Annotated in this window: 14 protein-coding genes and 1 riboswitch; of the genes, 7 read left to right on the forward strand and 7 right to left on the reverse strand. The window is 74.1% G+C overall.

What is annotated here, in order from left to right; translation table 11 throughout:
* The first annotated feature begins 389 nt into the window (after positions 1-389).
* The 3 genes from ABZZ17_RS33520 to ABZZ17_RS33530 all read left to right on the forward strand — a co-directional run bounded on the left by ABZZ17_RS33520 (position 390) and on the right by ABZZ17_RS33530 (position 4,548).
* Positions 390-1,853 (forward strand): NCS2 family permease, encoded by a 1,464-nt coding sequence (locus ABZZ17_RS33520; RefSeq protein WP_356881890.1) that lies wholly within the window; start codon positions 390-392, stop codon positions 1,851-1,853.
* Between the two features lie 77 nt (positions 1,854-1,930).
* A complete protein-coding gene (locus tag ABZZ17_RS33525; RefSeq protein WP_356881892.1) occupies positions 1,931-3,094 on the forward strand; it encodes an XdhC/CoxI family protein in 1,164 nt (387 codons plus the stop codon).
* A gap of 218 nt (positions 3,095-3,312) precedes the next feature.
* Entirely contained in the window at positions 3,313-4,548 is a 1,236-nt protein-coding gene (locus ABZZ17_RS33530; RefSeq protein WP_356881894.1) for a GNAT family N-acetyltransferase, read from the forward strand.
* A 60-nt stretch (positions 4,549-4,608) separates the two neighbouring features.
* Here ABZZ17_RS33530 and ABZZ17_RS33535 read toward each other — a convergent pair whose 3' ends face one another.
* Together ABZZ17_RS33535 and cobN are read right to left on the reverse strand one after the other, a co-directional pair.
* Positions 4,609-6,825: a germacradienol/geosmin synthase gene (locus tag ABZZ17_RS33535; RefSeq protein WP_356881896.1), complete on the reverse strand. Its 2,217-nt coding sequence runs from the start codon at positions 6,823-6,825 to the stop codon at positions 4,609-4,611.
* Between the two features lie 291 nt (positions 6,826-7,116).
* On the reverse strand, positions 7,117-10,734 hold the full coding sequence (gene cobN / locus ABZZ17_RS33540; protein ID WP_356881898.1) for a cobaltochelatase subunit CobN: 3,618 nt from the start codon (positions 10,732-10,734) through the stop codon (positions 7,117-7,119).
* Between the two features lie 53 nt (positions 10,735-10,787).
* Positions 10,788-10,866: riboswitch (cobalamin riboswitch) on the reverse strand.
* Positions 10,867-11,399: 533 nt separating this feature from the next.
* Between cobN and ABZZ17_RS33545 the strand changes: the two genes are divergently transcribed.
* Genes ABZZ17_RS33545 through ABZZ17_RS33555 form a run of 3 tightly spaced genes read left to right on the forward strand, consistent with a single transcriptional unit; the run spans position 11,400 to position 15,305 of the window.
* On the forward strand, positions 11,400-13,157 hold the full coding sequence (locus ABZZ17_RS33545) for a nitrite reductase (protein ID WP_356881900.1): 1,758 nt from the start codon (positions 11,400-11,402) through the stop codon (positions 13,155-13,157).
* A gap of 16 nt (positions 13,158-13,173) precedes the next feature.
* On the forward strand, positions 13,174-13,821 hold the full coding sequence (locus tag ABZZ17_RS33550; RefSeq protein ID WP_356881902.1) for a precorrin-8X methylmutase: 648 nt from the start codon (positions 13,174-13,176) through the stop codon (positions 13,819-13,821).
* Positions 13,818-15,305 carry a precorrin-2 C(20)-methyltransferase gene (locus ABZZ17_RS33555; RefSeq protein ID WP_356881904.1) on the forward strand — a complete coding sequence of 496 codons (1,488 nt, stop codon included), beginning with the start codon at positions 13,818-13,820 and terminating at the stop codon, positions 15,303-15,305. Before ABZZ17_RS33550 ends, ABZZ17_RS33555 begins: the two co-directional genes overlap by 4 nt.
* 82 nt (positions 15,306-15,387) lie before the next feature.
* Here ABZZ17_RS33555 and ABZZ17_RS33560 read toward each other — a convergent pair whose 3' ends face one another.
* The 5 genes from ABZZ17_RS33560 to ABZZ17_RS33580 form a co-directional block, all read right to left on the reverse strand.
* Entirely contained in the window at positions 15,388-15,888 is a 501-nt protein-coding gene (locus ABZZ17_RS33560; RefSeq protein ID WP_356881906.1) for a hypothetical protein, read from the reverse strand.
* Between the two features lie 88 nt (positions 15,889-15,976).
* Complete coding sequence (locus ABZZ17_RS33565) at positions 15,977-16,807, reverse strand: cobalt-precorrin-6A reductase (RefSeq protein WP_356881908.1); 831 nt, start codon at positions 16,805-16,807, stop codon at positions 15,977-15,979.
* On the reverse strand, positions 16,797-17,546 hold the full coding sequence (cobM, locus tag ABZZ17_RS33570) for a precorrin-4 C(11)-methyltransferase (RefSeq protein ID WP_356881910.1): 750 nt from the start codon (positions 17,544-17,546) through the stop codon (positions 16,797-16,799). The genes ABZZ17_RS33565 and cobM overlap by 11 nt, the downstream gene beginning before the upstream one ends.
* Positions 17,543-18,835 (reverse strand): precorrin-6y C5,15-methyltransferase (decarboxylating) subunit CbiE, encoded by a 1,293-nt coding sequence (gene cbiE, locus ABZZ17_RS33575; RefSeq protein ID WP_356881912.1) that lies wholly within the window; start codon positions 18,833-18,835, stop codon positions 17,543-17,545. The genes cobM and cbiE overlap by 4 nt, the downstream gene beginning before the upstream one ends.
* The gene (locus ABZZ17_RS33580) at positions 18,832-20,049 is read right to left on the reverse strand and encodes an MFS transporter (protein WP_356881914.1); all 1,218 of its coding nucleotides are present in this window, start codon (positions 20,047-20,049) and stop codon (positions 18,832-18,834) included. Before ABZZ17_RS33580 ends, cbiE begins: the two co-directional genes overlap by 4 nt.
* 145 nt (positions 20,050-20,194) lie before the next feature.
* On the opposite strand from ABZZ17_RS33580, the gene ABZZ17_RS33585 reads away from it, so the two are divergent.
* On the forward strand, positions 20,195-21,157 hold the full coding sequence (locus ABZZ17_RS33585; protein WP_356881916.1) for a transcriptional regulator: 963 nt from the start codon (positions 20,195-20,197) through the stop codon (positions 21,155-21,157).
* Positions 21,158-21,179: the final 22 nt, after the last annotated feature.

Here is a 21,179-nt window from a genome sequence, read left to right on the forward strand (position 1 = left end):
CCTCTTTCACTACACCCCTCTCTTCAGATCTCTTCCGGTCCGTAAGCCCTCACCTGAACCATCTCGGCGGGCGTGGTCGGGGGGCCGCGCGCCCCCCGGACCCCACTTCCCCCGATTTCCGGGCGGTGCGACAGGGAACGTCACACTTTCGGTCGCACCGCCCGGAGCACGAAGTACCGCACCGCTCGCGGTCCTCGCACCTGGCAGTACCCCTGCAGAAACCCCCACGTAGTACCAGCGGTCACCCCCGCACTACCCGCAGTACACGCAGTGAACATTCGCGTCGCCTCGGGCCGTCACCCCGGGTCGTGCAGCCAAACGCAGTTTCCCAAATCCCGTGTCTCCAATCTTTATGCGGGTGCCCCTTTGAACCTTGGGAGTTAGGCACCATGACCCAGTCATCAGTGGAGCCCAAGACCAGTGCGGAGGAGGCCGGCGACGGCTCTCTGAACCCCGCCGGGCGTTCTTGGCTCGACCGGTATTTCCACATAACGCACAGAGGATCCAACGTCGGCAACGAAGTTCGTGGCGGTATCACGACCTTCATGGCCATGGCGTACATCCTGCTGCTCAACCCCCTGATCCTCTCCGGCAAGGACGTCGCCGGAAACACCATGGCCCCCGCGGCCCTGATCACGGCCACCGCCTTCGCGGCGGCCCTGACCACGCTGCTCATGGGCTTCGTCGGCAAGGTGCCGCTCGCGCTCGCCGCCGGTCTCTCCGTGTCCGGCGTGCTGGCCTCGCAGGTGGCACCGCAGATGACGTGGCCGCAGGCCATGGGCATGTGCGTGATGTACGGCGTCGTGATCTGTCTCCTGGTCGTCACCGGCCTCCGAGAGATGATCATGAACGCGATCCCCCTCGCGCTCAAGCACGCGATCACCATGGGCATCGGCCTCTTCGTGGCCCTCATCGGCCTCGTGAAGGCCGGCTTCGTGGGCCGCGGTCCCGAGTTCGGCCCCCCGGTCCAGCTCGGCGCGGTCGGTGAGCTCGCCGGCTGGCCCGTCCTGCTCTTCTGCGTCACCCTGCTCGCCATCTTCATGCTGCAGGCCCGCAAGGTCCCCGGCGCGATCCTGATCGGCATCGTCGGCGGCACCGTCCTCGCCGCGATCCTGAACGCGATCGTCGACATCGACCCGAAGGCCTGGAAGAACGGCCCGCCGGAGCTCGCGGGCTCCGCGGTCTCCATGCCGGACTTCTCGCTCTTCGGCAAGGTCGAGTTCGGCGGCTGGGGCGACGTCGGCGTCATGACGATCGGCATGATCGTCTTCACCCTGGTGCTCGCCGGCTTCTTCGACGCGATGGCCACCATCATCGGCGTCGGCACCGAGGCCAAGCTCGCCGACGACAAGGGCCGCATGCCGGGCCTGTCCAAGGCCCTGTTCATCGACGGCGCCGGTGGCGCCATCGGTGGTGTCGCGGGCGGCTCCGGCCAGACCGTGTTCGTCGAGTCCGCCACCGGCGTCGGCGAGGGCGCCCGCACGGGCCTCGCCTCCGTCGTCACCGGCCTCTTCTTCGCGGCGTGCCTCTTCTTCACCCCGATCACGCAGGTCGTCCCCGGCGAGGTCGCCTCCGCCGCCCTGGTCGTCATCGGCGCGATGATGATGCAGAACGCCCGCCACGTGGACTGGTCCGACAGCGCGACCGCGATCCCGGTCTTCCTGACCGTCGTGATCATGCCGTTCACGTACCAGATCACCGCCGGTGTCGCCGCGGGTGTCATCTCCTACGTGGCCATCAAGGTCGCGCAGGGCAAGGCCCGCGAGATCGGTGCCTTCATGTGGGCGCTGACCGGCATCTTCCTGGTGTTCTTCGCCCTCAACCCGATCGAGGGCTGGCTCGGGGTCCACTGACCCGACCCGGAACGAACGACAACCGTTCCCTCCACGTATCAGATACTGGAAACCGAACCCCTCCGAGGAGGCCGCACATGCTGGACATCGCCGAAGAACTGAACCGGTGGGTCGAGCAGGGACGTGACTTCGCCGTCGCCACGGTCGTGGCGGTCGGCGGGAGCGCGCCCCGGCAGCCCGGAGCCGCGCTCGCCGTCGACGGCGAGGGCACGGCGATCGGCTCGGTTTCCGGTGGGTGCGTGGAGGGCGCGGTGTACGAGCTGTGCCAGCAGGCGCTCGAAGACGGCGAGACCGTCCAGGAGCGCTTCGGGTACAGCGACGACGATGCCTTCGCCGTGGGCCTGACCTGCGGCGGCATCATCGACATCCTGGTCACCCCGGTACCCGTCGGCTCCCCCCTGCGCCAGGTGCTGGCGACCGCGCTGGCCGCCGCCGCCCGCGGCGAGGCGGCCGCGGTGGCCCGGATCGCCGAAGGCCCCGCCGAGCTGATGGGCCGCGCCGTCACCGTCCGCGCCGACGGCTCCTACGAGGGCGGCTTCGGGGGACACCCCGAACTGGACCGCACCCTCGCCGAGGAGGCCCGCGCCATGCTGGACGCCGGCCGGACCGGCGTGCTGGAGATCGGCGCGGACGGACGGCTCTGCGGGGAGCCGCTCAAGGTGCTCGTCGAGTCCAGCGTCCCGCCCCCGCGGATGGTCGTCTTCGGCGCCATCGACTTCGCCTCCGCCCTGGTGCGGATCGGCAAGTTCCTCGGCTACCACGTGACCCTCTGCGACGCCCGGCCCGTGTTCGCCACGAAGAACCGTTTCCCCGAAGCGGACACGATCGTCGTCGACTGGCCGCACCGCTACCTGGAGGCCCAGGCCGAAGCGGGCTCCCTCGACGGCCGCACCGTCCTGTGCGTCCTCACCCACGACGCCAAGTTCGACGTCCCGCTCCTCGAACTGGCCCTCAAGCTCCCCGTCGCCTACGTCGGCGCCATGGGCTCCCGCCGCACCCACGAGGACCGCAACAAGCGGCTCCGCGAGGTCGGCGTGACCGAGCTCGAACTGGCCCGGCTGCGCTCCCCGATCGGCCTGGACCTCGGCGCCCGCTCCCCGGAGGAGACCGCGCTGTCCATCGCCGCCGAGATCGTCGCGAACCGCCGCGGCGGCACCGGGGCGGCCCTCACCGGCGCGCACATCCCGATCCACCGCGACACCTCGAACTCCGTGATCGGCAGGATCGGTTCCGTCGCCTGAAGCGAGACCTGAAGCGGACCTGGAGCGGGACCTGACAGCGAGACCCGGAGCGCCGGCCGGTCCGGCGCCGGGTCCCAGGGCACGACCCCCGCGGGTCGTGCCCTTCCGCCGTTCCCACCGGCTCCCGGGACGGGCCGGATGCGCCGAAAACCGGTCACATCCACAGATCCGGCCATTAAGGGGTGACCGGTCCGCGATGACCGATTAGTCTCCGGATCATGGTGGACATCCGCGAGGTACCCGAGGCCGACATCGACCGCGCCCAGGAGCTCGCCTACCTGGTCTTCCACGACCGCCCGGAGTCCGAAGGACGCGCACGGCACCGCGCCCTCCTCGGCCGCTGCTCGCGCATCGGCGCCTACGACGGTGACGCGCTGGTCGGTTTCATGGCCGCGCACCACTTCCGGCTCTCGGTCCCCGGCGGCGACCTCGGCTGTCCCGGCCTCACCTTCGTGTCCGTCGCGCCCACCCACCGCCGCCGGGGCGTCCTGACCGCCCTCATGGACGAACAGCTGCGCCGCGCCGCAGCGGCCCGCAGCCCCCTCGCCGCGCTCTGGGCCTCCGAGGCCGCCATCTACGGCCGCTTCGGCTACGGCGCCGCCACCCAGGGCGTCACCATCGAGATCGACTCCAGCAGGCCCCTGGCCCTGCGCATCACACCCGACCCCCGCCCCCTGCGCCTCGTGGACCCGGCCGACGCCCTCGCCGTGATCGGCCCCCGCCACGAGGCCGCCCGCGCGGTCCGGGCCGGCCGGCCGAGCCGCAGCCCGGAACGCTGGGCCGAGGAGTGGCTCTGCGAACAGGACGAGGAGGACGAGGAGTTGGGCCCGCCCCGGATCATCGTCCTCGGCGATCCGGGCGAACCCGTCGCCGGCTACGTCCTGTTCCGCACCAAACCGGAGGACGACACTGCCGGCCCCGGCCGCAGCCCGGGCCTGGTGCGCGTCGACGAACTGGAGGCCGACACCCCGGCCGTGGCCGCCGCCCTGTGGGACTGCGTCAGCTCCCTCGACCTGACCGGCCGCGTCCGCGCCTGGGGCCGGCCGGCCGACGACCCGCTCCTGCACTTCGCCGCCGACCGGGACCAGGTCAAGGTCACCGCCCAGTTCCCGGCGCTCTGGCTGCGCCTGGTCGACGTACGGGCGGCGCTGACCGCGCGGGACTGGGCCGCACCCGTGGAACTCGTGCTGGACCTGGCCGACGTGCGCAGGCCCGCGAACGCGGGGCGGTTCCGGCTCAAGGCCGGCCCGGACGGGGCGACGTACGAGCCGGCCCGGGCGGACCCGGACCTGGTCCTCGACGTACGGGAGCTGGCCGCCTGCTACCTCGGCGGGACCCGGACGACCGAGCTGGTGGCCGCCGGACTGGTCGACGAGCGGACGCCCGGCGCGGCGGCCGCCCTGGACGCGGCCCTGCGCACCGAGCCGCTGCCGCACACGGCCGACGAGTTCTGAGCCCCGGGCGGCGGGGGCGGGCGAGCGGTCCGTCCCCGCCGCCCGGGACCCGTACCGCGGTCAGGCGGGCAGCGAGATCCTGGCCGCCGACATGCCGAACCCGGGGCTCAAGACGCCCGTGGACAGCCCGTCGCCCAGCCGGTGCAGGTCCTCCGCGCGGTAACGGCGGCACTTCTCGTGCCAGTTGAGGATCCCGGCCAGCCAGTCCTGGAGCTCTCCGACGTACGCGTCGAGACCGGCCCGGGCGCCGGCGTCCAGTTTCCAGTCGTCGTACAGCAGCGGCAGCTGCGTCGCCACGATGTGCTCGAACTCCTCCGTGCGCTGCGTCATCAGCGCGTGGCAGATCCGCAGCGCCTCCGGATAGCCGATGTCGAAGAAGTTCCGGGTGACGAGGATGTAGTTGTGGACCTCGCCCTCGACCTCCACCTCCTTCTGGTAGGAGAAGACGTCGTTGATCAAGCAGGCGGCGTCGGCCGCCGCGTTCTCCAGCGATCTGATGGTCCCGGAGGCGTAGATCTCGTCGGGGATGCCCCGGCCCGCCTGCCCCAGCCGGCACAGGTACATCGTGAGGTGCGAGCCGAAGGTGTGGCGGCGCATCTCCGCGTAGTCCACCGGGTCCGGGACCCGGTTGCGGATCAGGTTCTCCATCTCCCACACCCAGCTCTCCAGCATGCTCACCAGGGTCGCGCGGAACTCGGCGCGGACCGCCGGTGCCATTCCCTCACTGGTGCGCACCCACAGGTCGGCGAGGGATCGTTCCATCGCGGTGGCCGGCACGGGCTGTTCGGCGTGGTCGACCGGGATCATCGACACGAGGCGGGCGGTGGTCGCCTGCGCCGCCGGGAGGTTCTTGGACTGGGCGAACACCACCGGGTAGTAGTCGTCCCCGTACGTCCCCCAGGTGAGCCAGCACGCGTTCAGCAGCAGCGCCTCGGGGGTGGCGTCGGGGTCGATGCCGGCGGAGCAGAGCGCGAAGTCGTAACCGCGGAGCTTGTCCTCGTTCCAGATCGCGGAGCCGGGATCGCCGGGCTGGGGGTCCAGCAGGCCCATGGCGCGGGCCCAGGCCACCGAACCCTCGCGGGCGTGGTCGAGGTGGGGGCTCAGGGAGAGCCGGAACGGCATGTAGACGTCCGGGATCACGGACGGGCCGGTGGGCTCGAAGGGGACGTGGGTGAAGGAGCGCCCGCGCAGCTCCATCGAGCGGCGGGTGAACAGCGCTCCCAGGTCGAGGGCGGTGGTGCCGAGGCCCGAGGGGAGGAAGGGCAGGGTGAGCGGGGTGGTGCGCCGGGCCTCCTTGTTCATGTAGCGGCTGGAGACCATGTGCCACTCGTGGCCGCCCGACTGCCAGTCCTGGAGCCCCTTGGTGTAGGCGAGGACGGCGGCGATCTCGGCCGGGCCCATCGCATGGTCGGCGAAGAGCTGGGGGAGCTCGGCGAGGGCGGTCTGCTCGAACTGCTGGAGGCGGGAGGTGAGCAGGTCGTTGGAGGCCTCGGCGGCCTCCTGGGTGGTGCAGCCGAGGAAGGTCTCCAACACCAGGATGGCGTTGGAGAGTTCGCCCTCGTCGGCGACCTCGCGCTGGTAGGAGAAGATGTCGTTCCTGATGTGCACGGCGTCGGAGAAGGCGTCGCGCAGCACGCCCAGCGGCCGCGAGTGCGCGACGCGGGCCGGCACCTCGGCGGAGACGTACTCGACCAGGCCGGCCGACCAGGGGGCGCCGCCCACCTTGCGCCGCATCTCGATGTATTCGAGGGGGTTCGCCACCCGGCCGATGTCGATGTTGGCCAGTTCCCACATCGACTCGTCGAGGAGGTTCTTCGTCGACAAGGAGAACCGTTCCCGCCAGTCCATCGACATGGCCGGGACGGTACGGGCCCACAGGTCGGCGAGCCCCGCCTCGACGGGGTTGGTCGCCTCGGGGAAGCCGTCGGCCAGGTCCATCGGCATGAAGGCGGCGAGCCGGTCCAGGTAGGCCTTGGCGCCGACGCGGTCCTGGGAGCGCTTGTACATCTCCAGGAAGTGGTCGTCGAAGAAGAAGACCCACACGTACCAGTCGGTGACCAGCGCCAGCGCCTCGCCGTCGCAGTCGGGGTGGGTGTAGGAGCAGAGCAGGGCGTAGTCGTGCGAGTCGAGGTCCTTCTCCTCCCAGACGCCGGAGCCCTCCAGCATCCCGAAGTCGCGCGCCCAGCGCTTGGTGTGGACCCTGGCGTCCTCCAGGTGGGGGTTCAGTCGCGCCGGATAAGGCACATAGAAATCCGGCAGTTGAAACGGCTGCGTCACGACGGGGTCGGCCTTTCGTCCATGGCTGGGGGGACGGCGGACCCGGCCCCCCGCACGAGATCAGCACTGCCCTACCCCTGGTGCCCGTGGGATAAGGGGGAGTTCACCGCTTCAGGTGACGCACGGCTCTTTCCGCGGCGGCGCGGCCCGAAGGGGGATACGAGGGGCGGCCCGCGGGGCGCGCCTTCGTCCCGCCTCCGGGAGGCGGGACGCGAAGAGGCCGTCCCCCCGCCCGGTCATCGGGCGGGGGGACGGCCTCCGTCGTGGAAACCGGGCCCCGGGCGTGCGGCGCTACTCCGCCTCACCCTCCAGGTTGCCCTCCGTGTCCAGGTAGACCTGGCGCAGGGATTCGAGGATCTGCGGGTCCGGCTTCTCCCACATGCCGCGGGACTCCGCTTCGAGGAGGCGTTCCGCGATGCCGTGCAGGGCCCACGGGTTGGCCTCCTCCAGGAAGGCGCGGTTCTCCGGGTCCAGGACGTACGTCTCCGTCAGCTTGTCGTACATCCAGTCGGCGACGACCCCGGTCGTGGCGTCGTAGCCGAACAGGTAGTCGACCGTCGCCGCGAGCTCGAAGGCGCCCTTGTAGCCGTGGCGGCGCATCGCCTCGATCCACCTCGGGTTTACCACGCGGGCACGGAAGACGCGGCTGGTCTCCTCGACCAGGGTCCGGGTCTTCACGGTCTCCGGGCGGGTGGAGTCGCCGATGTACGCCTCCGGGGCCGTGCCGCGCAGCGCGCGGACGGTGGCCACCATGCCGCCGTGGTACTGGAAGTAGTCGTCCGAGTCCGCGATGTCGTGCTCGCGGGTGTCCGTGTTCTTCGCCGCGACCGTGATCCGCTTGTAGGCGGTCTCCATTTCGGTGCGGGCCGGACGGCCCTCCAGGCCGCGGCCGTACGCGTAGCCGCCCCACACCGTGTAGACCTCCGCGAGGTCGGCGTCCGTACGCCAGTCGCGGGAGTCGATCAGCTGCAGGATGCCGGCCCCGTACGTGCCCGGGCGCGAGCCGAAGATGCGGGTCGTCGCGCGCCGCTCGTCACCGTGCTCGGCCAGGTCCGCCTGGGCGTGGGCGCGCACGAAGTTCGACTCCGCGGGCTCGTCCAGGGAGGCCGCGAGACGCACCGCGTCGTCCAGGAGGCCGATCACGTGCGGGAACGCGTCACGGAAGAACCCCGAGATGCGCAGCGTCACGTCGATGCGGGGACGGCCCAGCTCGGCGAGCGGCACCGCCTCGATGCCGGTGACCCGGCGCGAGGCCTCGTCCCACACCGGGCGGACGCCCAGCAGGGACAGCGCCTCGGCGATGTCGTCGCCCGCCGTCCGCATCGCGCTCGTGCCCCACAGCGACAGGCCGACCGACGCCGGCCATTCACCGTTGTCGGTGCGGTAGCGGTTCAGCAGCGACTCGGCCAGCGCCTGGCCCGTCTCCCACGCGAGGCGCGACGGTACGGCCTTCGGGTCCACCGAGTAGAAGTTCCGGCCGGTCGGCAGCACGTTGACCAGACCGCGCAGCGGCGAGCCCGACGGGCCGGCCGGGACGAAGGCGCCGTCCAGCGCGGCCACCACGTGCGCGATCTCGTCCGTCGTGCCCGCCAGGCGCGGGACGACCTCGCGCGCCGCGAACGACAGGACGTCGGCGACGGCCTGCGCGTGGCCCGCCGCGACCGCGGCCACCGCGTCGAGGGACCAGTGCGCGTCCTCCATCGCCTGGACCAGCGCGCGGGCCTGCTCCTCGACGGCGTCCGCCGAGGTGCGCGTCGCCGCCGACTCGTCCAGGCCCAGCGCCTCGCGCAGGCCGGGCAGGGCCGTCGTACCGCCCCAGATCTGCCGGGCGCGCAGGATCGCGAGGACCAGGTTGACGCGGGCCTCACCGGTGGGCGCGCCGCCGAGGACGTGCAGGCCGTCGCGGATCTGGGCGTCCTTGACCTCGCACAGCCAGCCGTCGACGTGGAGCAGGAAGTCGTCGAAGCCGTCGTCGTCCGGGCGCTCTTCGAGGCCGAGGTCGTGGTCGAGCTTCGCGGCCTGGATCAGGGTCCAGATCTGGGCGCGGATCGCCGGGAGCTTGGAGGGGTCCATCGCCGAGATCTGCGCGTACTCGTCGAGGTGCTGCTCCAGGCGCGCGATGTCGCCGTACGACTCCGCGCGGGCCATCGGCGGCACCAGGTGGTCGACCAGCGTGGCGTGCACGCGCCGCTTGGCCTGCGTGCCCTCGCCCGGGTCGTTGACCAGGAACGGGTAGATGAGCGGGAGGTCACCGAGCGCGGCGTCGGGGGCGCAGGACGCGGACAGGCCGGCGTTCTTGCCCGGCAGCCATTCGAGGTTGCCGTGCTTGCCCAGGTGGATCATCGCGTCGGCGCCGAAGCCGCCGTCCTGCGCACGCGCCTGGATCCAGCGGTACGCCGCCAGGTAGTGGTGCGAGGGCGGCAGGTCCGGGTCGTGGTAGATCGCGATCGGGTTCTCGCCGAAGCCGCGCGGCGGCTGGATGAGGACGAGGAGGTTCCCGCGGCGCAGGGCGGCGAGGACGATGTCGCCCTCCGGGTTCGCGGAACGGTCCACGAACATGTTGCCGGGGGCCTCGCCCCAGTGCTGCTCCACGCTCTCGCGCAGCTCGGCGGGGAGCTCGGCGAACCAGCGCCGGTAGTCGGCGGCCGGGATGCGGACCGGGTTGCGGGCCAGCTGCTCCTCCGTCAGCCAGTCCTGGTCGTGGCCGCCGGCCTCGATCAGCGCGCGGATCAACTCGTCGCCGTCACCCGAGACCAGCCCCGGGATCTCGTCGGCGGGGCCGAAGTCGTAGCCGCCCGCGATCAGGGTGCGCAGCAGCTCGACGGCGCTGGCCGGGGTGTCCAGGCCGACCGCGTTGCCGATGCGGGAGTGCTTCGTCGGGTACGCGGACAGCACGAGCGCGATCTTCTTGTCGCGGCGGTCGATGTGCCGCAGCCGGGCGTGACGCACGGCGATCCCGGCCACGCGGGCGGCCCGCTCGGGGTCCGCGACGTAGGCGGGCAGGCCGTCCTCGTCGATCTCCTTGAAGGAGAACGGGACGGTGATCAGACGGCCGTCGAACTCGGGGACGGCGACCTGCGTCGCGGCGTCGAGGGGGGACAGGCCCTCGTCGTTCTCCTCCCACGTGCCGCGGGAGCCGGTCAGGCACAGGGCCTGGAGGATCGGCACGCCGAGCGAGGCGAGCGCGCCCGCGTCCCAGGACTCGTCGTCGCCGCCCGCGGAGGCGGTGGCCGGGCGGGTGCCGCCCGCCGCGAGGACGGTCGTGACCACCGCGTCGGCGGCGGACAGCGCGGCGATCAGCTCCGGCTCGGGGGTGCGCAGGGAGGAGACGTACAGGGGCAGCACCTGCGCGTCGTGGGCCTCGACGGCCTCGCACAGGGCGTGCACGAACGCGGTGTTGCCGCTCATCTGGTGGGCGCGGTAGTACAGCACCGCGACGAGCGGGCCGGCGGTCCGCCCCGGCGTGCGCTCCAGGGGGCCCCAGGTCGGGGAGGCGGCGGGCGGCTCGAAGCCGTGGCCGGTCAGCAGGACCGTGTCGGAGAGGAACCGGGCCAGCTGGTCGAGGTTGGCGGGGCCGCCGTGCGCGAGGTAGCCGTGGGCTTCGGCGGCGATGCCGATGGGGACGGTCGAGGCCTCCATCAGCTGCGCGTCGGGGGCCTGTTCGCCGGTCAGGACGACCACCGGGCGGGTCTGGCCGGGGGCCAGCAGCAGGTCGAGGCCCTCCTGCCAGGCGCGGAGGCCGCCGAGGAGGCGCACGACGACCAGGTCGACGCCGTCGAGGAGGCCGGGGAGGTCGTCGAGGGGAAGGCGGGAGGGGTTCGCGAACCGGTACGGGACGGGGCCGTCCGCCGTGTTCGACGCGCGGGCGCTGAGCAGATCGGTGTCGGACGTCGACAGCAGCAGGATCATGCGGCGGCAGGCCTTCCTCGGGGTTTCCGCGCCCCGGGCAGTGAGGACAGCGGGAGTTCCTGACTCACCCCACGGGTTGCTCCGCGGGGTTCACAGTGGCGGGACCGCGCCGGAATCGCACCGGGCTTCCTCCCATGTCGCCGTCCTCGGCGACGACGGGCCGAACGGTCCGTCGGAAGGTCATCCTAGGCGGCGGGGTCCCCGGGCGGGAGCGGGGGTGACGTGTCGCTCCGCGGGGGGTGCGGGGGTGGGGGCTGCGGGGGTGTGCGGGGTGTGCGGGTGCGGCGCCGTTGCCGGGGCGCTGCCCCGGACCCCGCGCCTCAAACGCCGGCGGGGCTGGATTTGGCGGGTCGGGGTGGGCGAGGAGTGTGCAGGCGCCGCGATTTCGGGCTGCCGGGGGCCGGCTGGCGGGCGCTGGGTGCTGGCTGCCGGCTGCTGGGTGCTGCCCCGGACTCCGCGCCTCGTACGCAGGCGCGGCTGGGACGTGGCCGACCGGGCCGGACGTGGGGGTGGTGGGAGTGGGCTGCCGGGTGTCCGGGGGCTGTTCCGGGCACGCTTCGCGGGGGACGGGCGGGTCGGGGGTGGGCGGGATGTGGCTGGTCCGGGGCGTGGGGGTGGTGACGGACACAGGTCGGGGCGGGGAGATCGTGGGTATGCTCGCGGCCATGCCCCAGCCCCCTTCCGCCGCATCGTGGGACGAGCCCGTCATACGGGACCGCGGTGACGCATGCCCCGGCGCGCTGCGCCTGCACGCGGCGGACGACGGCCGGCTGGCGCGGGTCCGGATCCCCGGCGGGCTCCTCACCGCCCGGCAGGCCTCGGTGCTGGCGCTCGCCGCCGACCGGTTCGGGGACGGCCACCTGGAACTCACCTCGCGCGGCAACGTCCAGCTCCGCGGCCTCACCGACGACTGCGGAGCCGGGCTGGCGAAGCTGCTGGAGGCGGCCGGACTGCTGCCCGCGCCGAGCCACGAGCGGGTGCGGAACATCGTCGCCACCCCGCTGTCCGGGATCTCAGGGATCCCGGCCCTCTCGGTCGACCCCGGCACGTACGCGACCTGCGGAGACCCCGGCGCGCCCTCGGGCCCCGGCGTCTCCGCCCCCTTGACGACTCACGATGCTCCGGGCGTTTCCGGTGTCCCTGGGACCGCTGGTGGTCTGGGCGTTTCCGGTGTCCCCGGGACCTCTGATGCTCCCAGCGTCTCCGGTGCCCCCAGGACCCCCGGGCGTTCTGAGACCTCCGGGACCTCCGGGCGCTCTGCGACCCCCGGGCTCTCCGGGACCCCCGGGAGTGCTGAGTCTTCCGGGCCTCACGGGCTCTCTGGGACCCCCGGGTCTTCCCTGACCCCTGCGCCTTCCGGTACCACTGAGCCTTCCGAGACCACCGTGCCCTCCGGGACCCCCAACACCCCCAGTGCTTCCGGCAGGTCGGGTGGGGGTGGTGGGGTGCGGGCCGATGTGGTGCCGTGGGTTCGGGAGCTGGATCGGTTGTTGTGCGGGAGCAGCCGGGTGGTGGGGCTGTCCGGGCGGTTCCTGTTCGCTCTTGACGACGGGCGGGGGGACGTCGCCGCGCTCGATCCCGACGTGACCGTCCTCGCGCTGCCCGCGGGCCGGGCTCTGGTCCGGTTCGGGGCGGCCGCCGATGCCGTCGAGGTCGCCGCGCCGGACGCGCCCCGCGCCGCGTTGCTCGCCGCCGAACACTTCCTGGACGCCGTCGACTCCGCCGGCACCCGCGCCTGGCGGGTGGCCGAGCTGCCCGCCGAACACCGGCCGGCCGCCGCCGCGTTCGCCGTCCGCCTGCGAGCCGCCGGGCTCCCGGCGGCGCACGTGCCCGCGGTGGACTGGCCGTACGCCCCGCCGCCCCGTCCCTGGGGCTCCGGCACGGGCGACCAGACACCCCTGTGCGTGCTGCCGCCGCTGGGCCGGCTGAGCTCCGAGCAGTGGCGGGTCCTCGTCGAGGTCGCCGACCGGGGCGACGGACAGCTGCGGATCACCCCCTGGCGGACCGTCGTCCTGCCCCGGGCGAGCACCCGCAGGCCCGTCAACGGCGCCGCCCGCATCGAGGCCGCCGGACTGGTCCTCGGCCCCGGCGGCCCCTGGGAGTCCGTCACCGCCTGTACGGGGCGGCCCGGTTGCGCCAAGTCGCTGGCCGACGTACGCGCCGACGCGCGCGCCGTCGCGACCGCGTCGGCCGGCGCCCTCCCCGTCCACTGGTCCGGCTGCGAACGCCGGTGCGGGCACCCCCGCGGCGCCCTCTGGGTGGACCTCGTCGCCACCGGACCCGACCGGTACGAGCTCTCCGCGCCGGGGCGGCCCCCCGCCCCCGTCCCCCTCTCCGATCTGGCGTCCGCCCTCAAGACCGCACGAACCGCACGCGGCGTCCACCGCACCGGTACCAGCACTTCCCCCTCAGAACCGCAGTGATGAAGACAGTGAAGAAATGAGCGAGTACACCGTGTTCGAGTACGAGAAGGACGGCGCGGCCATCTACCGCCAGTCCTTTGCCACGATCCGCGCCGAGGCGGACCTCTCCGGGCTGCCCGCCTCGGTCGCCCAGGTCGCGGTGCGCATGATTCACGCCTGCGGCATGACCGACCTCCCCCAGGACCTCGGCTACACCCCCGAGGTGGTCCTGCGGGCCCGCGCCGCCCTGGAGGCCGGCGCGCCGATCCTGTGCGACGTGCAGATGGTCGCCAGCGGCGTCACCCGCAAGCGGCTGCCCGCCGACAACGAGGTGATCTGCACCCTCTCCGACCCGGCCGTGCCGGAACTCGCCGCGAAGATGGGCACCACCCGCAGCGCCGCCGCGCTCGAAGTCTGGCGCGACCGGGGCCTGTTGGAGGGCTCGGTGATCGCCGTCGGCAACGCGCCGACCGCCCTGTTCCGGCTGCTGGAGATGATCGAGGAGGGGGCTCCGCGCCCCGCCGCCGTCATCGGCGTGCCCGTCGGTTTCATCGGCGCCGCCGAGTCCAAGGACGCGCTCGCCGCGCACCCCTCGGGCCTCGACCACCTGATCGTGCGGGGCCGGCGGGGCGGCAGCGCCATCGCGGCCGCCGCCGTCAACGCGATCGCGAGCGTGGCCGAATGAGCGCCGGACGTCTGTACGGCGTCGGGCTCGGCCCCGGCGACCCCTCCCTGATGACCCTGCGGGCCGTCGAGGTGATCGCCGAGGCCGACGTGATCGCCTACCACAGCGCCCGCCACGGCCGTTCCATCGCCCGCTCGATCGCCGCGAAGCACCTGCGCGACGACCACGTCGAGGAGCCGCTGGTCTACCCGGTCACCACCGAGACCACCGACCACCCCGGCGGCTACCAGGGCGCGATGGAGGAGTTCTACGAGGTCTCCGCCGCCCGCCTCGCCGCGCACCTCGACGCCGGCCGCACCGTCGCCGTGCTCGCGGAGGGCGACCCGCTCTTCTACGGCTCCTACATGCACATGCACAAGCGGCTCGCGCACCGGTACGAGGCCGAGGTGATCCCCGGCGTCACCTCGGTGAGCGCCGCCGCCGCACGGCTCGGCACCCCGCTCGTCGAGGGCGAGGAGGTGCTGACCATCCTGCCCGGCACCCTGCCCGAGGAGGAGCTGACGGCCCGTCTCGCCGCCACCGACTCGGCGGTCGTGATGAAGCTCGGCCGGACCTTCCCCGCCGTCCGGCGGGCCATGGAGAACAGCGGCCGCCTCGCCGAGGCCCGCTACGTGGAGCGCGCCACGATGGAGGGCGAGCGCACCGGGGTCCTCGCGGACACCGACCCGGACAGCGTGCCGTACTTCGCCGTCGCCGTCGTGCCCAGCCGGATCGGCAACCCCGGCAGCGTGCCGTCCGGCCCCGGCGAGGTCGCCGTCGTCGGCACCGGCCCGGCCGGCCCGCTGTGGCTCACCGCCGAGACCCGGCGGGCGCTGGCCGACGCCGAGGTGCTCGTCGGCTACACGACCTACCTGGACCGGGTCCCCGCCAAGCCGGGGCAGGTCCGGCACGGCTCCGACAACAAGGTGGAGTCCGAGCGAGCCGAGTTCGCCCTCGACCTGGCCCGGCGCGGCAAGCGGGTGGCCGTCGTCTCCGGCGGCGACCCCGGGGTCTTCGCGATGGCCACCGCGGTCCTGGAGGTCGCCGGACAGCCCGAGTACGCGGACGTTCCCGTACGGGTCCTGCCGGGGGTGACCGCCGCGAACGCGGCGGCCGCCGCGGCCGGCGCCCCCCTCGGCCACGACTACGCGACCATCTCGCTGTCCGACCGGCTCAAGCCGTGGGAGGTCATCGCGGAGCGGCTGCGCGCCGCGGCCGCCGCCGACCTGGTGCTCGCCCTGTACAACCCGGGCTCCCGCACCCGCACCTGGCAGGTGGCCCAGGCCCGGGAGCTGCTGCTGGAACTGCGCCCGCCGCAGACCCCGGTGGTCGTCGCGCGGGACGTGGGCGGCCCGGAACAGTCGGTGCGGATCGTGACGCTGGACGCGCTGGAGCCGGCCGAGGTCGACATGCGGACGATCCTGCTGATCGGCTCCTCGCAGACCCGGGTCACCGAGCGGCCCGACGGGTCGCGCGTCACGTGGACCCCGCGCCGCTACCCGTGAGCCGGACCGGCGGTTGACGGTGCGGTGCGGGCGTTCCCGTACCGCACCCGCGGGCCGGGCCCGCCGTACCGTACCGGCCGGTTCAGCCCGCGCAGCCCGACAGGTCGTCGGCGCAGCCCTCGACGCTTTTGGGGTCGAGGGTCAGCAGCTGCCAGGAGATGACCCCGGCCGGCGGCGAGTCCTCCTTCGGCGCGGGCTCGATGTGCGCCGTCAGCGCGTTGCCCGCCGGGAAGTTGAGCCGGGTGACCTCACCGGCGGTGCAGGGCACGTCGAACGAGCGGTCACCGGAGCCGCCGTCCCGGGACACGACGAGACTGACCCGGGGGACCTCCTCGCTGTCGCAGGCGATGTCGAAGCGGTACGGGCGTTCCCCGCCGGTCTCCAGGTCCTTGTTCAGCCCGGCGGCGAGGAATCCGGTGCCGCGCATCGTCACCCGGCCCTCGCCGGCATTCTTCTCCAGGGTCTCGTCGGCCCGCTGGAGGGCGTCGTCGGGCTCCCACCCTTGGGGCGTCGCTTTCTCGCCGCATCCGGTGACGAGTGTCGCGGCGGCGAGGATCAGGACGAGGGAGTGACGTATCCGCATGGCCTCAGACTAGAGGGTACGGAGCGCGGTTGGGGGCTGGTGGGTGCCGGTATCGCGGCCGGTGGGAGCGGGCTGCGCGCCGTTTCGGTCAGGACTTGGCGGTGTGCGCGGAATGTTCGCTTCCCGCACCCGGGCCGGCGGCGCCGGCCACGGCGGTACCGAGCCACCTCAAGGCGTCCTCGACCGATCCGGCCTCGACGACCCCCGCGGGGACCGCGGGGCGGCGTACGACGAGGACGGGGATCCCGGCCTCGCGGGCGGCCGTCAGTTTCGGGGCGGTCGCCGAACCCCCGCTGTCCTTGGTCACCAGTACGTCGATCCGGTGCCGGGCGAGGAGTTCCCGTTCCTCCTCCAGGCCGAACGGGCCGCGCGCCAGCAGCACTTCCAGCCGCGGCGGCACCGGCCCGGCCGGGGGATCCACCGAACGCACCAGGAACCAGGTGCCGGTGAGCTCCGCGAACACGTGCAGGCCCGTGCGCCCGGTGGTCAGGAACGCCCGTCCGCCGAGCCGGGGCAGGAGCGCGGCCGCCCCGGCGAGGGAGTCCGCGAACGTCCAGTCGTCGCCGGGCCCCGGCGTCCAGCCCGGGCGGCGCAGCGCGAGCAGCGGCACCCCCGACAGGGCCGCCGCCCCGGCCGCGTTGAAGCTCATGCGCTCCGCGAACGGGTGCGTGGCGTCGATCAGGTGGGTGACGCCGTGCGCGGCGGTCCAGGCCGCCAGTCCGGCGGCCCCGCCGAACCCGCCGATCCGGGTCCCGCCCGGCGGCAGCACGGGGGCGGCGACCCGGCCCGCCAGCGAGGTCGTCACCCGGTACGCGTCCTGCCGCGCCAGTGCCTCCGCGAGGCGGCGGGCCTCCGTCGTACCGCCCAGGATCAGGACGTGCCCGAGCGGGCCCCGCTCCCGGCCCGGTTCAGCAGGCATGCCGGTCGCGCTCGGCGGAGTAGAGGTGGCTGTCGCGGAACTGCTCGGCGCCCAGCGTGCGGCCCACCAGGATCACCGCGGTGCGCACCAGGCCCGCCTCCTTCACCTGTCCGGCGATGTCGGCGAGGGTGCCGCGCAGCACCAGTTCGTCGGGTCGGCTGGCCATGGCGACCACCGCGGCCGGGCAGTCGGCCCCGTAGTGCGGCAGCAGTTCCTCGACGACGCGGTCCGCGTACCGGGTGGCCAGGTGCAGGACCAGCAGCGCACCGCTGCGGCCGAGCGTGGCCAGGTCCTCGCCGGGCGGCATCGGCGTGGCCTGCTGGGCGATCCGGGTCAGGATCACGGTCTGGCCGACGGTGGGCACGGTCAGCTCCCGCTTCAGCGCGGCCGCCGCCGCGGCGAAGGCCGGTACGCCCGGGACGACCTCGTACGGGATGCCGGCCGCGTCCAGGCGGCGCATCTGCTCGGCCACCGCGCTGAACACCGACGGGTCACCGGAGTGCAGCCGGGCCACGTCCTGGCCGGCCGCGTGGGCCCGTACGAACTCGGCGGTGATCTCGTCCAGGTTCAGCCGCGAGGTGTCCACCAGGCGGGCGCCGGCCGGGCATTCGGCGAGCAGCTCGCGCGGGACGAGACTGCCCGCGTACAGGCAGACGGGCGCGGCGGCCAGGGTCCTGGCGCCGCGCACGGTGATCAGGTCGGCCGCTCCGGGGCCCGCCCCGATGAAGTACACGGTCATGTCCGGTCCGCCTCTGCCTCGTCTGCGTTGTCCGTCTCGTCCGCCGGGGTTCCGGCGGGCTTCGTCACCGACCACTGGGTGACGGCCATGGCCTGCCGCCAGCCCGTGAAACCGCCGACCGGCACGGCGTGCGCGACGGCCAGCTTCACCAGGTCACCGCCGTGGCGGCGGTAGCGGTCGGTGAGGACCGCCTCCGACTCCAGGGTGACCGTGTTGACGACGAGCCGTCCGCCGGGGGCCAGCGCCGTCCAGGCCGCGTCGAGCAGGCCCGGGGCGGTCAGTCCGCCGCCGATGAACACCGCGTCGGGAGCGGGCAGCCCGGCCAGGGCGGCGGGCGCCGCGCCGGTGACCACGCGCAGGCCGGGGACGCCGAGGGCGGCCGCGTTGCGGGCGATGCGGGCGGCCCGCTCCGGGACGCGCTCCACCGCCACCGCCCGGCAGGACGGGTGCGTACGCATCCACTCGATGCCGATCGAACCGGAGCCGCCGCCGATGTCCCACAGCAGCTCGCCGGGGGCCGGGGCCAGCGCGCACAGGGTCGCGGCGCGCACGTGCCGCTTGGTGAGCTGTCCGTCGTGCTCGTACGCGGCGTCCGGCAGGCCGGGGGTCGCGCCCAGCCGCGGGGCCGGGTGCGCGGGATCGCGCCGGCAGTCCACGGCGACCACGTTGAGCGCGTCGCCGGGCGGGTGCGCCCACCGCCGCGCGGTGCCCCCGTACGTGTCCTCGCGTTCGGAACCGAGCTGTTCCAGCACCCACATCCGGCTCGGGCCGAAGCCGCGCTCCCGCAGCAGCGCGGCGATCTCGGCGGGGGAGCCGGGGCCCGCGCTCAGCACCAGCACCCGCCGCCCCTCGAACAGGGCGGCCGCCAGCCGGGCCACCGGCCGGCCGACCACGGTGACGACCTCGGTGTCCTCCACCGGCCAGCCCAGGCGGGCGCACGCGTAGGAAACGGAAGAGGGGTGCGGGTGGACCAGCAGCCGCTCCGGGCCCAGCTCCTCGCTGAGCGCGCGGCCGATCCCGTAGAACATGGGGTCCCCGCTGGCCAGTACGGCGATCCGGCGGCCCGCGTGCTCGGCCGTCAGCTTCGGTACCGCGGGGCGCAGCGGGCTGGGCCAGGCGACGCGCAGGCCCGGGCACGTGCCGGCGGGCAGCAGGTCCAGCTGGCGGGGCCCGCCGATCAGTACCTCGGCGCGGGACAGCGCGGACCGCGCGGCGGCGGTGAGCCCGGCCCAGCCGTCGGCGCCGAGGCCGACGACCGTGACGGGGTGGGAGGGTGCTGCGGAGCTCACTGCGCGGTACCTCGGGGAACGGGAGAAGGAGCGTGCGGGGGATGGACCCGCAGCTTACTGGGGTGCAGCCCCGGCTCCAGTGCCAGGGTGACCGCCACCGAGGCGGCGGCCAGCGCGGTGATCGCGACAGCCGGCGAGGTGTACTGGGCGAGGGTTCCGGCGAGCGCGGCGCAGACGCCCTGCATCGTCAGCATCCCGGCCGAGTGCAGCCCGAGGGCCTGGCCCTGGGTTCCCTCGGGGAGCAGGGGGACGAGGCGCTCCTGCATGAGCAGCCCGGCCGAGTAGCCGACGGAGGCGACGGTCACCGCGGCCGCCGCGACGGCCGGGCCGGGCTCCAGCGGGAACACCAGGTAGGGCACGGCGAGCAGCAGCCGCAGCGGGGCCGCCAGCCGGATCCGCAGGCGGGCGGGCAGCCAGCGCCCGGCGACGGTGTCCCCGACGAGCATGCCGGCGGCGGCGCAGCCGAAGAGGAGCCCGGCGTGCGCGGGGTCGTAGGGGACGAACAGGGACTCGCAGCCGACGATCAGGCCGTTGGGCACCCACAGGGCCAGGTAGAGGTGCCGTCGTGCCGGGTCGGAGAGCAGCAGGACGTTGACCCGCCAGGTCCGGCCCGCGGAGGGCCGCCCGCCCGCCCGGGCGGGCCGGTGGCGCAGCCCGAACCGGACGGTGAGCGCGGCGGCCAGTCCCAGCGCGGCGGCGGCCAGCAGGGCCCCGCGCGGGGAGAGGGCGGCGAGCAGCACCCCGCCGAGGGCGAAGCCGGCGATCTGCGTGACGCCGCCGCAGACGGCGAGCAGGGACCGGCCGGCGAGGTAGTCGCCGGGCGGCAGGATCTCGGTGAGCAGCCCGTACCGGACCCCGCCGGCGAGGGAGTCGGCGAGGCCCTGCCCGAGGAGCACGGCGAACACCGCCCACCAGGGCAGTCCGGGCACGGCGAGCACGGCGGTGCCCGTCGCGGCGAGGGCCGCGAGGGCGCCGAGGGCGGCCCGCGGGGGCAGCCGGTCGGCGGCGGACAGCAGCAGGGTCGCGCCGAGCACCTGGGCGAGGCAGGGTCCGAACATGGCGAGGGCGGCGAGGAGCGGGCTGCGGGTGCGGTCGTAGACGAGCACGCCGAGGGCGAGCCCGCCGACGGTGGAGGCGCCGGTACGGAGCGCGGCGGCGGCGAAGAACGGCGTGAACTCGGGGACGCGCGCGAGCGAGCGGTAGGTGCGGGGCATGCGGGGAGTCTCGGTCCGGCCCCCGGAGCCGCCTAATGTTTCGCGTACCGGCGAAACCTCCGCCCTCCCGGCACCGGGCCGCGGGGGCAGGGGTACGCGGCGGGCGCGTGCGCGGGCGCGCGGCCGGCAGGGGGAGGCGGGGCGCATGGGCTGGTGGCGGATCGACACGGACGCGCTGGCGGGGAGCCGGTTCGTGGTGTCGGCGCTCGCGGAGACCACGGCGGCGCTGATGGCGCTGCACTGGCGGACCGCGACGCATCCGGCCGAGCGGGCGTGGCTGGCGGACCGGCTCCCGCACTACCGCGCCCACCTGGCCGCCGAACCCCTGACCGGGGAACTGGTACGGGCCGCCTTCGGCCGGCTGTGGGTCGCGGGCTACCTCACCCCGCCGCCCGACGGGCGCACCTTCGAGGAGGAGCTCGCCGTGGTCCGCGCCACCCCGGACGCGGTGGTGCGTACCGACCTCCGTGCCGCCTCCGGGCTCCCCGAGGGCCTCGCCCGCGCCCGGGGGCTGGGTCCGAGGACGGCCGACCTGCTGGAGTGGGTGTGGGCGGAGGCCGTGCGCCCGGACTGGGAGCGCCGCCGCCGGGTCGCCGAGGCCGACGTCCTCGTGCGGACCCGGCACCTCGGCCAGGGCGGCTTCGCCGACGCCCTGTCCGGGATGCGGCCGGGGATGGCCTGGCTGGGCGGGGGCAGGCTGCGGATCAACCTCCAGCAGCGGCGGCCGCGGGAACTGTCGGGGGAGGCCGGGCTGGTCTTCGTCCCCGTCACCCCGGGACACGGGTGGGTCGCCTGGACCGGGACCCGCCGGCACGCGCTGGTCTACCCCTGTTCGGGGCAGCTCACCCAAGGGGCCGCGGCGGCCGCCCCGCAGGCACTGGTCCGGCTGCTGGGGCCGGTCCGGGCGAGGGTGCTGGTGCTGCTGGAGAGTCCGAAGTCCACGACGCAGCTGGTGGCGTTGACCGGGTACAGCCTCGGCGCGGTCGCGGGCCAGCTGAAGGTGCTCCTCGCCGCCGGCCTGGTCCTGCGCCGCCGTACGGGCCGCACGGTGCTCTACAGCCGCGTCGCGGCCGGCGACGTCCTCGTCGCGGCGGCCACCCCCGGCTGACTCCGCCGGGAGCGGAGGGCGC

Source organism: Streptomyces sp. NPDC006512 (genome assembly GCF_040611935.1).
Classification (GTDB): Bacteria; Actinomycetota; Actinomycetes; order Streptomycetales; family Streptomycetaceae; genus Streptomyces.

Coding starts and splice junctions, on each gene's coding strand:
- ABZZ17_RS33520 (WP_356881890.1), top strand. CDS start 390: ATGACCCAGTCATCAGTGGAGCCCAAGACCAGTGCGGAGGAGGCCGGC.
- ABZZ17_RS33525 (WP_356881892.1), top strand. CDS start 1,931: ATGCTGGACATCGCCGAAGAACTGAACCGGTGGGTCGAGCAGGGACGT.
- ABZZ17_RS33530 (WP_356881894.1), top strand. CDS start 3,313: ATGGTGGACATCCGCGAGGTACCCGAGGCCGACATCGACCGCGCCCAG.
- cobN (WP_356881898.1), bottom strand. CDS start 10,734: ATGATCCTGCTGCTGTCGACGTCCGACACCGATCTGCTCAGCGCCCGC.
- ABZZ17_RS33545 (WP_356881900.1), top strand. CDS start 11,400: ATGCCCCAGCCCCCTTCCGCCGCATCGTGGGACGAGCCCGTCATACGG.
- ABZZ17_RS33550 (WP_356881902.1), top strand. CDS start 13,174: ATGAGCGAGTACACCGTGTTCGAGTACGAGAAGGACGGCGCGGCCATC.
- ABZZ17_RS33555 (WP_356881904.1), top strand. CDS start 13,818: ATGAGCGCCGGACGTCTGTACGGCGTCGGGCTCGGCCCCGGCGACCCC.
- ABZZ17_RS33560 (WP_356881906.1), bottom strand. CDS start 15,888: ATGCGGATACGTCACTCCCTCGTCCTGATCCTCGCCGCCGCGACACTC.
- ABZZ17_RS33565 (WP_356881908.1), bottom strand. CDS start 16,807: ATGCCTGCTGAACCGGGCCGGGAGCGGGGCCCGCTCGGGCACGTCCTG.
- cobM (WP_356881910.1), bottom strand. CDS start 17,546: ATGACCGTGTACTTCATCGGGGCGGGCCCCGGAGCGGCCGACCTGATC.
- ABZZ17_RS33580 (WP_356881914.1), bottom strand. CDS start 20,049: ATGCCCCGCACCTACCGCTCGCTCGCGCGCGTCCCCGAGTTCACGCCG.
- ABZZ17_RS33585 (WP_356881916.1), top strand. CDS start 20,195: ATGGGCTGGTGGCGGATCGACACGGACGCGCTGGCGGGGAGCCGGTTC.